The sequence below is a fragment of the Lysinibacillus agricola genome, from assembly GCF_016638705.1.
Classification (GTDB): Bacteria; Bacillota; Bacilli; order Bacillales_A; family Planococcaceae; genus Lysinibacillus; species Lysinibacillus agricola.
In genome coordinates, this window is sequence record NZ_CP067341.1 from 1911311 (window position 1) to 1926685 (window position 15375).

The 15375-nt window shown below is 39.3% G+C and carries 17 protein-coding genes; 15 read left to right on the plus strand and 2 right to left on the minus strand.

Translation table 11 applies throughout. The features are described 5' to 3' along the window. The first annotated feature begins 84 nt into the window (after positions 1–84). The 14 genes from eutH to mdh all read left to right on the plus strand — a co-directional run bounded on the left by eutH (position 85) and on the right by mdh (position 11973). Positions 85–1329, plus strand: coding sequence for an ethanolamine utilization protein EutH (gene eutH, locus FJQ98_RS09075; protein ID WP_053593759.1), 1245 nt, complete (start codon positions 85–87; stop codon positions 1327–1329). A gap of 32 nt (positions 1330–1361) precedes the next feature. Next, positions 1362–1703 (plus strand): ethanolamine utilization microcompartment protein EutS, encoded by a 342-nt coding sequence (eutS, locus tag FJQ98_RS09080; RefSeq protein WP_053593758.1) that lies wholly within the window; start codon positions 1362–1364, stop codon positions 1701–1703. Between the two features lie 10 nt (positions 1704–1713). Next, positions 1714–2211 carry a EutP/PduV family microcompartment system protein gene (locus FJQ98_RS09085; RefSeq protein WP_053593757.1) on the plus strand — a complete coding sequence of 166 codons (498 nt, stop codon included), beginning with the start codon at positions 1714–1716 and terminating at the stop codon, positions 2209–2211. Between the two features lie 20 nt (positions 2212–2231). Continuing rightward, a complete protein-coding gene (locus FJQ98_RS09090; RefSeq protein WP_053593756.1) occupies positions 2232–3656 on the plus strand; it encodes an ethanolamine ammonia-lyase reactivating factor EutA in 1425 nt (474 codons plus the stop codon). 5 nt (positions 3657–3661) lie between these two features. Further along, positions 3662–5032 (plus strand): ethanolamine ammonia-lyase subunit EutB, encoded by a 1371-nt coding sequence (locus FJQ98_RS09095; protein WP_053593755.1) that lies wholly within the window; start codon positions 3662–3664, stop codon positions 5030–5032. A gap of 9 nt (positions 5033–5041) precedes the next feature. Then, entirely contained in the window at positions 5042–6067 is a 1026-nt protein-coding gene (gene eutC, locus FJQ98_RS09100) for an ethanolamine ammonia-lyase subunit EutC (protein WP_053593754.1), read from the plus strand. A gap of 10 nt (positions 6068–6077) precedes the next feature. Further along, positions 6078–6728 (plus strand): ethanolamine utilization microcompartment protein EutL, encoded by a 651-nt coding sequence (eutL, locus tag FJQ98_RS09105; protein ID WP_053593753.1) that lies wholly within the window; start codon positions 6078–6080, stop codon positions 6726–6728. 14 nt (positions 6729–6742) lie between these two features. Beyond that, positions 6743–8233 (plus strand): aldehyde dehydrogenase family protein, encoded by a 1491-nt coding sequence (locus FJQ98_RS09110; protein WP_053593752.1) that lies wholly within the window; start codon positions 6743–6745, stop codon positions 8231–8233. A 16-nt stretch (positions 8234–8249) separates the two neighbouring features. After that, on the plus strand, positions 8250–8528 hold the full coding sequence (locus tag FJQ98_RS09115; protein ID WP_053482447.1) for a BMC domain-containing protein: 279 nt from the start codon (positions 8250–8252) through the stop codon (positions 8526–8528). A gap of 346 nt (positions 8529–8874) precedes the next feature. Further along, positions 8875–9465, plus strand: coding sequence for a phosphate propanoyltransferase (locus FJQ98_RS09120; protein ID WP_053593751.1), 591 nt, complete (start codon positions 8875–8877; stop codon positions 9463–9465). A 12-nt stretch (positions 9466–9477) separates the two neighbouring features. After that, positions 9478–10344, plus strand: a complete 867-nt coding sequence (locus FJQ98_RS09125) for a phosphate propanoyltransferase (protein ID WP_053593750.1) — start codon at positions 9478–9480, stop codon at positions 10342–10344. A gap of 39 nt (positions 10345–10383) precedes the next feature. Continuing rightward, the gene (locus tag FJQ98_RS09130; protein ID WP_053593749.1) at positions 10384–10668 is read left to right on the plus strand and encodes a EutN/CcmL family microcompartment protein; all 285 of its coding nucleotides are present in this window, start codon (positions 10384–10386) and stop codon (positions 10666–10668) included. Next, positions 10661–11026 (plus strand): BMC domain-containing protein, encoded by a 366-nt coding sequence (locus tag FJQ98_RS09135; protein WP_053593748.1) that lies wholly within the window; start codon positions 10661–10663, stop codon positions 11024–11026. The genes FJQ98_RS09130 and FJQ98_RS09135 overlap by 8 nt, the downstream gene beginning before the upstream one ends. Further along, on the plus strand, positions 11026–11973 hold the full coding sequence (gene mdh, locus FJQ98_RS09140; RefSeq protein WP_053593747.1) for a malate dehydrogenase: 948 nt from the start codon (positions 11026–11028) through the stop codon (positions 11971–11973). Before FJQ98_RS09135 ends, mdh begins: the two co-directional genes overlap by 1 nt. Positions 11974–12558: 585 nt before the next feature. Here mdh and FJQ98_RS09145 read toward each other — a convergent pair. Then, positions 12559–13701, minus strand: a complete 1143-nt coding sequence (locus FJQ98_RS09145; protein ID WP_053593746.1) for an MFS transporter — start codon at positions 13699–13701, stop codon at positions 12559–12561. A gap of 63 nt (positions 13702–13764) precedes the next feature. After that, positions 13765–14361, minus strand: a complete 597-nt coding sequence (locus FJQ98_RS09150; protein ID WP_053593745.1) for a TetR/AcrR family transcriptional regulator — start codon at positions 14359–14361, stop codon at positions 13765–13767. Between the two features lie 184 nt (positions 14362–14545). On the opposite strand from FJQ98_RS09150, the gene FJQ98_RS09155 reads away from it, so the two are divergent. After that, positions 14546–15370, plus strand: a complete 825-nt coding sequence (locus tag FJQ98_RS09155; protein WP_053593744.1) for a MerR family transcriptional regulator — start codon at positions 14546–14548, stop codon at positions 15368–15370. Positions 15371–15375: the final 5 nt, after the last annotated feature.

A 15375-nucleotide genomic window follows, 5' to 3' on the forward strand; every position in this document is an offset into this window, starting at 1 on the left:
GCTTTAAAGAGAATTCCTCTTTAAATGCGTCTTTTTTTTATATAGATAAAATAGACAGATAAAAATAAAGGGGTGATGAGAAGGATGGCAATGGTAGGAACGATTATCGTTTATATTATTATGATTTGTGCAGTTTTAGGGGCAATCGGAGCAATTCGAGATGCTGAATATGGAATCGGGAAAGAGTTTATGAATGGTATTCATACGGTTGGACATATTTTTGTACCTGCTGCAGGAATCATGGCTGCTATACCTTACTTAACGTGGTTTATAAGTCATTTTATTAGTCCAATTTTTGAATGGATTGGTGCTGATCCTGCAATTGCGGCAACGACAATTTTAGCATCGGACATGGGAGGATATCAATTAGCCAATGCGTTAAAAGAATCCTATGAAGGATGGGTCATGGCTTTAGTTGTTGGATTTATGTCAGGTGCAACAATCGTGTTCTCTATTCCAATGGGGCTTGCCATGTTAGATAAGCGGGATCATAAATATATGGCTTTAGGTATTATGGCGGGTGTTTTAACAATTCCGATTGGAGCATTTATTTCTTCAATTTTGATTGTGATGTTTAATACAGATGTTCGTGAAGTCATTAGTACAACAGCGGCACCAACATATGTTTTTGCCATTTCAGTTTTACAAATATTAATTAATTTATTGCCTTTATTTATTTTTGTAGTGTTAATTGCGTTAGGCCTCAAGCTAATACCAAATGGCATGATCAAAGGTTTTATGATTTTTGGACGTGTGATGGATGCTGCTATCAAGCTTGTACTAGTGTTCTCGATTGTAGAAATTTTCACAGGTATATTTACAAAGGTCTTTGGTGCATGGGGCTTTGATCCAATCATGGCAGATGAAATCGATCAATTCCGCGCACTAGAAACAGCTGGGTATATCGGTATTATGCTAGCGGGTGCATTCCCAATGGTGTATTTAATTAGAAAATATGCATCGAAACCTCTAGAAGCAGCAGGTAAAAAATTAGGCTTATCGTCAGTAGGAAGCGCAGGTATTTTAGCGACAATTGCTAATATTTTAGCCATGTTTACACTGGTTCGACATATGCCACCGAAAGATAAGGTTATTAACATTGCCTTTGGTGTTTGTTCAGCATTCCTTCTAGGAGATCATTTATCGTTTACGGCTAACTTCCAACCGACTATTATTTTACCGGTTATTGCTGGTAAGTTTTTAGCTGGTGTTATCGCAATTATTTTAGCTTATAAGCTATCTGTTCCAACAGCTCTTAGATTAGAACAAGAGGATCGCGAGGCAGGCATTATTAAAGAAGGTGAATATCTAGCAGAGCAAAAGTCTTGATTAGATAAAAAACTCGAAAGAGGTGATGACGTGTGAGTGAAGAAAAGAAACGGTTTATTCAGGAGTTTGTGCCAGGTAAGCAACTAACATTGAGCCATTTGATAGCTAATCCTGACCCTGATATGTTTCAAAAGCTTGGCATACAAGAAGCCGGTGCACTTGGCATCATGACATGTACACCGAGTGAAACAGTTATTATTGCAGGGGATTTAGCAACAAAGGCAGCCAATGTAAGACTAGGATTTTTAGATCGTTTTACTGGCAGTCTCGTTATTGTTGGCAGTGTGTCTGAGGTTGAAATGGCGATGTTAGAAATTAATCGCTTTTTATCAGAGATGCTAGGCTATACGCCATCAAAAATAACTAAGTCATAGGATGTGCCGTATGAAAAATCGAGTAATGATTATAGGCGGTGTGCAAGCAGGTAAGTCGACACTGATGAATGCGTTATTAGGGAAAGACGGACAAGCCAATAAAACACAGGCGCTCGTTTATGATGACTGGATTGTTGATACACCTGGAGAATATATTGAAAATCCGATGTATTACAAAAATATTATGGCAACATCGCTTGAAGTGACACATGTGATTTATTTGCAGGATGCCACGTCATCAAAAAGTGTTTTTCCACCGCAATTTAGCTTAGGAATTCCAAAAATACAAATTGGTGTCATTACAAAAATTGATGCACCCCTTGCAGATGTAGAAAGAGCAACAGCATTATTACAAAATGTCATGACACGTGGTCCTATTGTGAAAACTTCTTCGTGGCAAAAGCTTGGTATTGAGTTTATTGCGCCACTTATTCAGCTCAATTCTGACGAAGAAATTCGTCAATTTGTGAAGGATCGTGATAGTCCTTATCTCATGTATTGCCCATAGTGGCGAGAGGGAGGAGTAAGTTGAAGACAGAAAAAATTTATAGTGCAGGCATTGATATTGGTACAAGTACAACAAAGATGGTTGTTAGTAGTTTTCTACTGAAAAATGTTGCTGGTGTGACGCACGTGCCACGGATAGAAATCATTGAAAAAACGGTTATACATCAAAGTCCTATTATTAAAACGCCGTTTATCAATAAAGAAATTATCGATATGGAAAAAATTGAACAATTTATTTTTCAACAATATCAACTGGCCCAAATTTCACCAGCAGATATTTCAACAGGTGCCATTATCATTACAGGCGAATCTGCAACAAAGGATAATGCCAGTGAGGTTGTCCATACGATTGCAGATACAGCCGGGCACTTTTTAGTTGCTACTGCTGGGCCTGATTTAGAGAGCATCATTGCAGCAAAGGGTGCAGGTACATTACAGCAGTCTAAAAATACTGCCAAAGTCATCGCAAATATTGATATCGGTGGCGGTACAGCAAATATTGCAGTCATGCAGTTCGGTGAAGTAATTGGTACGTGTACATTGCATGTCGGTGGAAGACTTATAGAATTTCAGAACGGAATTGTCCAATCGGTTTCACCACCGATTATGAAGCTTATGGAGAAATGGTCAAATCCATTAAAGGTTGGTGATTCTGCAGAGGATGAACGTGTCACACAATTGATCCAAGAAATGGTGGATATAGTAGCGATGACGCTGAGTGGACAAATAACAGATGAACGGCATCCATTATTGCTAGGACATTTGCCAACTTGGGATAAACCAGTTGAAGCAATCGTCTTTTCCGGTGGAGTAGCTGCTTGTATATATGAAAATGATTGTACAAAACGTCAATATGATGATATCGGCGAAAAATTAGCAAAAAAACTTTTACAGCACGAGCAGTTGCAAACCTTTTTATGGATAAAGCCAGAGGAAACAGCGCGGGCAACAGTGACTGGTGCAGGCACGCAAACAACTGAAATTAGTGGTGCGACGATCCAGGTAGATGCAGAAGTATTGCCTTTAAAAAATGTACCTGTTTTCAATTGCTATTTGGAAACGAACAACAAAGAATTCGACTATACAGTGAAGACAGCTGTAGAACGGGCTGATGCTCTATTTTCTAGCCAAGAGAATCGCTCTCCATTTGCACTTTATTTTAGTCAGTTACCCTATTTAAGCTTCCAGGATGTTCATGCATTATGTCAGGCCATTTTGCAGTACTTAGCAACGAGAAGCTCCAAGGAAATACCAATTATCATAGTCATTCAATCGGATTATGCAAAGATTATTGGGCAAACGATACAAGCGATTAATCAAACAGTTCCCATCATTTGCATCGATCAAATCAAAGTAGAAACGGGTGATTATATCGACATTGGGGAAGTACTACCATCTGGTGTTGTCCCAGTCGTAGTAAAAACACTTGCTTTCCACTCAAAGTAAGGAGGATGAATGTGAATCTATCGGTGATATTTGGTGGAGAAAAATATAATTTTAATTCATTAAAAGATGTAATGGCCAAGGCCAATGAAGAAAAATCAGGCGATCAGCTAGCTGGAATTGCGGCTGAAACTGTACAGCAACGAATTGCGGCAAAAGCCGTTCTAAGTGAGCTGTTAGTGAAGGATATAAGAGAAAATCCATTAGTTCCTTCTGAAAATGACGAAGTGTCACGCATTATTGAAGGTGATATCAATGAGCAAATATATGGAGAAATTAAAAACTGGAGTATCGAGCAACTAAGAGAATACATTTTATCTAATGAAACAGGCGATCGGGAATTAAAACGATTAAGCAAGGGCATGAATTCAGAAATTATTGCGGCAGTAACAAAGCTGATGTCCAACTTAGATCTTGTACATGCTGCCAATAAAGTAGAAATATTGTCAACTTGCAATATTACGATCGGACAAAAGGGTACACTTTCCTCGAGATTGCAGCCAAATCATCCAACAGACAATATTGACGGTATTATTGCCTCATTAAAAGAAGGATTGTCCTATGGTATTGGCGATGCGGTCATTGGGATTAACCCAGTAGATGACTCTGTTGAAAGTGTGAAAAAAGTATTGCAAGCGACAAAGGAGTTTATCAATGATTGGTCGATTCCTACACAAAACTGTGTATTAGCACATATTACAACACAAATGAAGGCCATTAAACAAGGTGCACCTGCAGATATGATTTTCCAAAGTATTGCTGGGACAGAAATTGCTAATCGCTCGTTCGGTATTTCTGCCGACCTAATTAGAGAAGCAGAAGAGCTTGTGAAAAAGCAAGGAACTGGAACTGGCCCGAATTTATTCTACTTTGAAACTGGACAAGGTTCGGAGCTATCTGCTGAGGCACATATGGGCATTGACCAAGTAACACTCGAATCACGTAATTACGGATTTGCGAGACATTTTAATCCGTATATTGTAAACACCGTCGTTGGCTTTATTGGACCTGAGTATTTATACAATAACAAGCAGGTTATACGTGCGGGCCTAGAAGATCACTTTATGGGCAAAATGCATGGTATCCCAATGGGCGTTGATATTTGTTACACAAACCATATTAAGGCAGACCAAAATGATGTTGAAGATTTAAGTGTTTTACTAACAGCAGCTGGTGTCAACTTTATTATCGCTGCACCTATGGGCGACGATATCATGCTGAACTATCAGTCAATGAGCTTCCATGATGTCGCAACATTACTTCAAACGTTTGGTAAAAAACCAGCTCCTGAATATCTAGTGTGGTTAGAAAAAATGGGCATTTATGAAAATGGTCGTCTATCTGCAAGAGCTGGCGATTTATCTATATTTGAAAGGTAGGTGAGTCCATTGAATGAACAACTAGTATCGATGATTACACAGCTCGTTATGGAAAAGATGAACAATAATACATCAGTCAATTCTCCACATGAATCAGCTATACAGAAAGAAGAACAAAAGGAAACACTTATTAAGTTCTATGATACGATAGCTCATCGTGCTGATGAAGTAGCAAGTCCAAGCCCAACTGTACAATCAAATGAACCATTAATTAAGCTTTTTCATAATGAAGCACGTAATCATGAACAATCGTATTCCAGTGTAAATTATGATGAACCATCTTACGCTTCGGCAGCTGCCACAGTCTTTAAATTTGAAGAGGATGAACTGTCTGAAAGTGTACAAGCAGCCAAAAAGCATACACCAGCAAGGATAGGTATTGGAAGAGCTGGGACAAGACCAAAAACAAAAACTTGGCTGAAATTCCGACTCGATCATGCGGCGGCAGTAGATGCAGTATATGGAGAAGTGACAGAGGAGCTACTACAAAAGCTTGATGTCTTTCAAGTAACAACAAGAGTGACAGATAAAGAAGAGTACATTACAAGACCGGACTTAGGTCGTCGTTTATCCGATGAATCAAAGACAGTAATTCAATCGAAATGCCAAAAAAATCCTAAAGTACAAATTATTATTTCTAATGGATTAAGTGCTAGTGCGATTGAAGAAAATGTGCAAGATGTATATTTAGCGTTACAGCAAAGTCTTCGTAATTTAAATATTGAAATAGGAACTACTTTCTATATTGATAAAGGGCGTGTTGCTCTAATGGATGAAATTGGCGAGCTTTTACAAGCAGAAGTGATCGTTTATTTAATCGGTGAGCGTCCTGGACTTGTATCAGCGGAGTCAATGAGTGCCTATATATGCTATCAACCTAGAATGGGCACAGTAGAAGCTGATCGAATGGTCGTTTCGAACATTCATAAAGGTGGTATTCCGCCATTAGAGGCAGGTGCTTATTTAGGAACAGTCGTTCAAAAAATATTGCATTACAAGGCAAGTGGAGTAGGTCTTGTGGCAAAAGAAAGTTAGGGGGCAAGCAATGAATCCTCAAAAAATTATGGCAGAAATTTTGGCAATGCAAATCATTCCAAGAGTGAATAGTGAATTAGCAGAGCAATTAGATTTAAAGCCATATCACAATAGCATTGGACTCGTAACTCTGACAATAGATGATGTTGGATATGTAGCGTTGGACGAAGCAACGAAAAAAGCTGATGTTGATGTTGTTTATGCAAAAAGCTTTTATGCTGGAGCGGCACATGCATCTGGACCGTTATCCGGTGAGGTCATTGGCATCATTGCTGGTAGCTCGCCTGATGAAATACGCAGTGGTTTAGATGCGATTCAGCAGAAAATCCAGTTTGATACGTATTTTGAAGCTATTCTTCAAAATGAAAGCCACGCTCTTTTTGCACATACAGTAGCAAGCTGTGGTACGTATTTGGCAGAGTTGGCGAATGTTAAGGCTGGGACTGCCCTCGCATATTTAATAGCACCGCCACTTGAGGCTGTTGTTGGTTTAGATGCAGCATTGAAGGCGGCAGAAGTGGAGCTAAAGGTTTTCTTTGGGCCACCATCTGAAACCAATTATGGTGGCGGCTTATTAAGCGGTAGCCAATCTTCCTGCCAAGCGGCAACGGATGCTTTTAGAGAAGCTATTGAGAATTTAGCGAGAAATCCAGTTATTTAGAAAGGAGGGGCTTTATGGCCACGTTAGATAAAGATTTATTAGCCATTCAAGAAATGAGAGACGCCGTGAAACGTGCCAATATTGCACAGGCTGCTTACATGCAGTATTCACAGCAGCAAGTAGATAGTATTGTCAAGGCTGTTGCCGATGCGGCATTCAAAGAGGCAGAACGATTGGGAAATATGGCTGTTCAGGAAACAGGGATGGGCATACCTAATCATAAAAAAATGAAAAATGAGGTTGCCTCTAGAGATGTCTATGAAGATATTAAAGATTTAAAGACTGTTGGTGTCGTAGGTTTCGATCGAATGAAGAAAGTTACAGAGATCGCTAGTCCGTTCGGAGTGATCGCGGGCATTGTTCCAACGACAAACCCAACATCAACAGCTATCTTTAAAACACTTATTTCATTGAAAACTAGAAATGCTCTCGTACTAAGCCCACACCCATATGCGGCTGAGTGTACAAAGGAAGCCTTAGAGGTTTGTAGAGTAGCTGCAGAAAAAGCAGGAGCACCAGAAGGATTGCTACATTGTTTAACAATGTCCTCTATGGAGGCTACGCAACAATTAATGAAGCATCCAGATATTCACTTAATTTTAGCGACTGGTGGCGGTGCACTAGTAAAAGCAGCCTATAGTTCAGGCAAACCTGCTTACGGTGTAGGCCCAGGAAATGTCCCGGCTTACATTGAAAAATCAGCAAATATTCCTAAAGCGGTTCGTCAGCTTGTACAAAGTAAGTCTTTTGATAACGGCACAATATGTGCAACAGAGCAATCAATTATTGTAGACAAAGCCATTGCAGAGCAAGTTTTAACAGAGTTAAAGAAAAACAATGCGTATATTTTGAGTGATGAAGAGAAGGTGAAGATGGAGAAGTTGATCTCTCCTGTTCCTGGGAAAGTAAATCCTCAAATTGTAGGTAAATCAGCAGCATGCTTAGCAGATTCTGTCAATATTACTGTACCAGAAGAGACAAAAGTACTTGTTGGTCTGGAAACAATGATCGGCAAAAATATTCCATTTTCACTGGAAAAACTGTCACCGATTTTTGCGTTATACACAGTAGAGGATAGCACAGAGGCAAAACAAGTGATGATTGATCTACTGAATATTGGTGGGCGTGGACATACATGTTCGATTCATACAGAAAATGCAGCATTAGCGGAGCAGTTTTCAGTTGAATTACCAGTGTCCAGAATTGTAGTTAATACATTATCATCTATTGGCGCTGTTGGTGGAACTACTGGATTGGCACCATCCTTTACATTAGGGTGTGGTACGTTTGGTGGCAATATTACGTCCGATAACATTACAGCGAGACATTTATTGAATATTAAACGTATGGCTTATGGCATTAAAGATGTAGATGTGCCGAAACCAGAATTCTTAGTACAACCAGTAGTAGAGAATATTAAGGCACAAGATCCATCTTTGGATACAGCAGTAGTTCAACAAATTGTTGATCAAGTATTAAAACAAATCACATTACAAAATAAATAATTTGGAGGAATGACAAATGAGTACAGCATTAGGAATGGTAGAAACAAAAGGACTAGTAGGAGCAATTGAAGCAGCGGATGCAATGGTGAAGGCTGCTAGCGTTAATTTAGTAGGAAAAGTACATGTTGGTGGCGGTATTGTCACTGTATTAGTTCGTGGTGATGTAGGTGCAGTAAAAGCAGCTACTGATGCAGGAGCTGCAGCGGCACAACGTGTTGGAGAGCTTCTATCTGTACATGTAATCCCACGCCCACACCATGAGTTGGAATTAATTTTACCAAAAGCAGAGGCTTAATTTTATTTATAGTCCGAACAAAGGCGACGGATAGAATCACTGTAGCGACGGAAAGAAGAGCCGAAGTGACGGAAAGAGACACCGAAACGACGGATAGAAGCCAAAGCGGCGGAAAGAAGAGCCGAAATGACGGAAAGAATCTAGGAAGCGACGGAAAGAAGAGTCGAAGCGGCGGAAAGAAGAGCCGAAATGACGGATAGAAGTCGAAGCGACGGAATGAAGGCCCGAAACGACGGATGGAAAAGTCAAAGCGACGGATAGAACATCATAAATGGAAGGCAGGATGCTACACATTGTACCTCATCCTGCTTTCATTTCCAACAACAATATAATAGAGGTGGCTAACGTGAAAACAGCGACAAAAACATTTCCTGTGGCCATTTCAGCTCGTCATATACATGTCAGTGAAGAGGATTTACAGGCACTTTTTGGTCCAAATGCAAAGCTAACGAAGGATTTTGATCTTTCGCAGCCAGGACAATTTGCAGCCAAAGAGCGTGTCTCCATTGAGGGGCCAAAAGGTGTCCTTCACAATGTACGTGTATTAGGTCCTGTAAGAGCGGCAACACAGGTGGAAATTAGTCGAACAGATGCAATGAAATTAGGATTAACCCCTCCTTTAAGGCAATCGGGTGATATCGAAAGTTCGGCTAGCATCAAATTAATTAATCAAGAAAAAGAAATAATTATCAAGCAGGGAGTCATTGTTGCACAGGCACATATTCATATGACGGAAGAAGATGCGCTAGCATTGGACGTACAAAATAATGAATTAGTATCTGTTGAAGTGGATAGTGAGCGACCTGTGACGTTTCGTGGAGTTGTAGTTCGTGTGTCGAACGATTTTAGTTTAGAGATGCATATTGATACAGATGAAGCGAATGCGGGCTTTATTGAACAACAAGCCCAAGGAAGAATTATCAGATCATTGACGTAAGGAGGGGGTTAGATGCAGGAAAATTTAATCCAAAAAGTTGTTGAAGAAGTATTGCAGCAAGTTTTAAAAAATCAGCCTTCCTCTCAACATGACGGAAAAATCCCTGTTGGTGTATCAGCACGACATGTCCACCTTGCTCAAGCGGAAGTGGAGCAGCTTTTTGGTGAGAATTATCAATTAACACCGAAGTTTGAGCTTTCACAGCCAGGACAGTTCGCTGCTGAGGAAACAGTTGTTATTGCTGGTCCAAAGGGTTCCGTTGAGCGAGTACGCATTTTAGGTCCAGCTCGTTCATTATCCCAAGTAGAAATTAGTTGGACAGATGCGATGAAACTAGGAGTTAAGCCACCATTAAGAATATCAGGAGATATTAAAGGTTCAAGTCCTGTGACACTTATTGGTCCAAAGGGCAGTGTCGTGCTAAATGAAGGACTTATTATTGCGCAAGCTCATATTCATATGTCACCAGCTGACAGTGCTCGGTTCCAAGTAGTGGACGGACAATCGGTACAAATTAAAATAGAAGGTTTAAGATCGATTATTTTATCAAATGTAACGATTCGCGTTTCAGAGCGTTATCGCTTGGAGATGCATATCGATACAGATGAGGCAAATGCAGGTTTAATCCAACAAGGCGCATTTGCAGAGATTGTCAATGCTCAGGCTAATGAACAAATGAATGTCAAAGAACTTCCGCCAATCGTAAGTCAAGCTGAAAGACCATTAAGCTATCAATTTGATAAGAAGCTACTTTCGCAAGTAGAAGTACTTGAAATAGAAGCACGAGAAATTGTTGTTCCCAAAAAAACAATTGTGACAGCATTGGCTTATGACAAAATACGAGAGTTGAATAAGACGTTAACAATTCGCTCTGAGTAATTTTAGTATAATCTATGCGGGATAAAGAGGGTGAAGTTCATGCAGATGGGAAGAGTGATAGGTAGTGTATGGGCAACACGTAAAGAAGAAGGGTTGAATGGCTTAAAATTATTAATTATTCAACCAATCGATTCCAATCAACAGCCGATTCGTACAGAAATTGTTGCAGCTGACCGTATCGGGGCAGGAATTGGAGATGATGTGCTCATTACAAGTGGTGGATCATCCCGATATATTATGAAAGAAAATCCGTTGCCTATCGATGCGGTCGTTATAGGTATTATCGATTCTACAGAAGTGATGCGAGGTGAAGAGAATGAGTAGCGCTATTGGAATGATTGAGACAAAAGGATTAGTAGGCTCTTACGAAGCTGCTGATGCGATGATAAAGTCATCAGATGTAACTATCGTCAAGCAAGAGTTCGTTGATGGTGGAATTGTGACAATCGTCGTGAAAGGTGATGTTGGTTCTGTCCAAGCAGCAGTAGAAGCTGGAAAAGCCGCTGCAATGCGCGTTGGAGAACTATTAGGTGCTCACGTAATTCCTAGACCAGATGAAGATGTTTTTCAAATGATTAAAGGGCCAGAAGCACCAAAGAAAAAGCCAGCATCAGCTTCAACATCAACGCGTGCTAAAAAAACGACAGAAACAGCAGCTACTGAAAATCGAGGTGAGGCTTAATGACATTTCGAAAAAGTAAAATCGCTGTTATCGGAGCGGGTCATACAGGCTCGACATTAAGTTTATTTTTAGCCCAAAAAGAGCTAGGAGATGTTGTCCTGTTAGATATTCCAGAAGTGGAAAATCCGACAAAGGGAAAGGCGTTGGATTTATTACAAACAGGACCAATCGAAAAGTTTAATGTTTCTATTAAAGGAACGAGCAATTATGAGGATATAGCTGGAGCAAGTATTGTCATTATTACAGCTGGTATTCCTCGTAAACCTGGTATGAGTCGTGATGACTTAGTGACGACGAATGCAAAAATCATTCAACAAGTTTCTAAACAAATCAAACACTATGCACCTAACAGCATAGTCCTTATATTAAGCAATCCAGTCGATGCCATGACCTATGTTTGCTATAAGGAAACAGGCTTTCCAAAAAATCGTATCATCGGTCAATCAGGTGTATTAGATACAGCGCGTTTTAATACATTTGTAGCACAAGAACTGCAAATTGCACCAGAGGATGTATCAGGATTTGTTTTAGGTGGACATGGAGACGAAATGGTTCCTCTAATTCGATATTCCTATGCTGGAGGGATCCCATTAGAAAAACTGATTCCTCAAGACAGACTACAGCAAATCGTAGAACGTACACGTAAAGGTGGCGGAGAAATTGTTGGTTTGTTAGGTAATGGTAGTGCTTATTATGCGCCAGCTGCTGCATGTGCACAGATGGTCGAAATCATTATGAAAGATCAGCGTAAAATAATTCCTTCTATCGCCCTTTTAGAAGGAGAGTACGGTTACCACGAATTATTTTTAGGGGTGCCGACAATATTAGGTGGCAATGGCATTGAATCGGTCATAGAATTGCACCTTACAAATGAAGAACAAACGGCGCTCCATCAATCGGCAGAAGCCGTCAAACAAGTATTAACAATTTGTCAAAACATAGGGTAATCAGACTCTATACAACAATAAGATATGTAGGATCCCCAACTATATATTTGTTGTTATAACATTTAGCTCTTAAAAAATGTTTGATTGGAAACCGAACATTTAACTTCTTTCAGCAGAAGTCTCCCACCTCTATAGGTGGTGAGATGAATGCGGTTTTAAGTCACTTTTCAGCGAGTGTCCAAACATCCGCTGAAAGAAGTTAAAGCCTCCGGCGGATGTCACGGAAATCGGAAAGGAGTTCTTTGTGCAAGCACAAAGCCGATTCCGGACGCAATTATGCCGAGGCATAATTGATCTTGAAAGCTAGTTAAAATTCCCCCGTATTTATATAGAATAAGAAGCTCTCTTTGATCGTGAAGGCGACGAGGAGAGCTTCTTTCATTTACTCATTCAAAATGTAATAGTTCCTATTTAAGATATTAAATATTTCTTTGGGCATACGGCATACGGACAAGAAACTACGCGTTGAGCCCATAGTAACAGAAGAGGCGGATAGAGCATCATAAAGGAAGGAGTTGTCGCTGGAACGTTTGGAGGAGAAGCGTCACAAAGCTACACCCCAACTTTTGTATCTATTTAGAAACATTATTTATCCTTTCTTTTATGTAAATAAGGAAATAATGATAGTAACCCTAGGGTAGCTAAACAAACGCCAATCCACAGTGGTGATATATAGCCAAATCCATTACTAATACCTAGGCCGCCTAGTGATGAACCAATAACAATACCAAGCGTAATAAAAGAACTATGAATGGTGTTAATCATCGTGCTATTAGTAGCTGTTTTCATCACTCTCGCTACCATGGCTGGATTCATTGAAACACCAGTCAAGCCAATAAAAATAGTAGTAATAACGGCAATGTATTTATTTTCAGCTCCTAAAGCAAATAAAGACAATGCTACGATTAAAATCATCAATCCACTCAAAAGTGTTTCCATTGTATATTTATCAGCAAACTTGCCAATCACTATATTCCCGATTACTGTTGCACTTCCATAGAGAGCAAGTAAGTATGGAATACTTTCGCTTGAAAAGCCCGTGATATTTGTAAAGATAGGGGTGAAGTAACTAAACGCTGCAAACGTACCACCTATAATAAACATACTTGTTATGTACGCTGCCCAAAGATGAATATTCTTAAAGTGCATGAGCTCGTCTTTCCATTTTAATAGTTCTTTGTTTGGTGATGAGGGGAGTAACAACTGAATCATAATCCCGGACACTAGTACGAGAATAGAAACAAACCCAAAACTAATACGCCAACCAAAATTTTGCGAGATAATCGTTGTTATAGGTAAGCCTATGACTGTTGCGATCATTAAACCTGCAAGTACAGTAGATGCAGCTTTACCTCTCGAATTAGGCGGAACCAATGTTGCAGTAAAGGAAATGGCTACACCAAATGCTGAAGATGAAGCAATACCAGTAATAATTCGTGAAACCATCATACTATCATAGCTCCAAGCAATAGCTCCGAGCGACTGGCCAATTAAAAATACAAACATTAAAAGTAATAAAGCTTGTTTACTGCGCATTCGTAAAAGAGTTGCAGTTAAAATAGGTCCTCCTACTACCATTGCTCCTGCATAAGCTGTAATTAAATAACCGATTGAAGATATAGGAACCTGAAATGCGAGAGCAAGTTCGTTCATCATACCTGCAACCATAAATTCCGATGTAGTCATACAAAAAATTGCTAAAGCTAGTAAATAAATGATCGATGGCATAAAAAGACTCCTAAATTCATTATTGTAACGTTCGGTACAAAATTCGTGCTAAAAAAGAGCGCACTAAGCGCCGAAAATAGATTCTAATGTTCCGTTCATAATCTGTTCAGACAACATCCGATTTTGCATCGAAACATTAAGAACACGAAACCCGTAATAACTGCTTAAAAATAGACTAGCTAATTCCTCGGCTGTTTGCTTTTTTGAAATTTCGCCAGTTTGCAATCCTTCCTCCATTACTTTTTCAATAGCTTGTTTAAGAAGTTCAACATGCCGTGAGAAAATTTCTTGAACCATTACGTCATTCTTTGCGCTCTCCACACTGGCATTTATTAACAAACAACCCTTTTGATCAATCTTCTCAAAATCTTCCTTTAATGCCCATTCGAAAAAATTACTTAACCGCTCTTTCAATGCGATTGGAGCATTTAATAATTCCTTCTGTTCCTTAATTCCAAACTCATGGTAGCGTTCTAATACTTGTTTATACAGTTCATGTTTACTACCAAAAGTATTGTATAAGCTGCCTTTCCCAATTCCAGTATCATTGCATAAATCCTGTGTAGAACACCCCTCATATCCTCTTTTCCAAAAGGTTTTCATGGCGACATCTACAATTGAGGAATACTCAAACTCTCGGGGTCTGCCTCGTTTATTCAAATTTATCCTCCTCCCATATACATTAATAGAATATCCTTTTTGTACTAAGCGGTCAATAAAAGTTTTCAGTCAAGGAAAGTAAAAGATAAAGAGATAAAAGTATAAGTCTTGATTGACTTTGTCCTTAGGGGAAGGTGTATAAATGAATTGTAGCAAGTAACAAATAAATGAGTGAGGTGGTTTTGTGCTATCAATAGGAGAATTCTCAAAAATATGTGGTGTCTCTACAAAAACACTTCGATATTACGATGAAATCGGATTAATTAATCCCGATGAGATTAATGCTGAAAGCGGTTATCGGTATTATTCCATCGAACAACTAAAAAGGATGCTCTATATCAACCGTTTAAAATCCTATCATTTTTCTCTTGAAGAAATTAAAACGATGTTGGATTTAGAAGAGGATCAATCCGAAGAAATGCTTTGTTCAACGCTTAACCAAAAGAGAAATGAAATGCAAGAGAAACTAAAGGCTTTTGAATATCTTGTAAAACAACTGAGTCATGATATTTCAAACTTAGAAAAAGGAGTACCAATCATGTCGTACCTTGAGGATATTGAAGTACAGCTTGTTGAAACAAAGCCAATGAATATCCTTTATAAGCGATTGATATTGAGCAGTGATGATTATGCATCGGGATATGGTCATTATTTTAGCGAGTTATATGAAAGAATTGCGAAGGAAAAGCTCACTTTACTTGGTCAGCCAATGACGATTTACCATAGCCCTGAATTTAATCCAGCTGGCAATGATACCGAGTTTGCTATTCAGATAGCTGAGTCTGTCAAAGGAACGAGAGATTTGCCTGGTAGCCTCTGTGCTAAATCTGTTTTAAAGGGAGCTTATCCGGAATTGACCTCTGTTTACGCTAATTTGATGAAGTGGATTGAAAATGAGGGTTACGAGCTGATATTGCCGCCATATGAAATATATGTAACAGATCCAAATCAAGTAAACGCCCCTGAGGAGTTTGTTACTGAGGTGTATTTTCCTGTAAAGAAAAAATGACAATT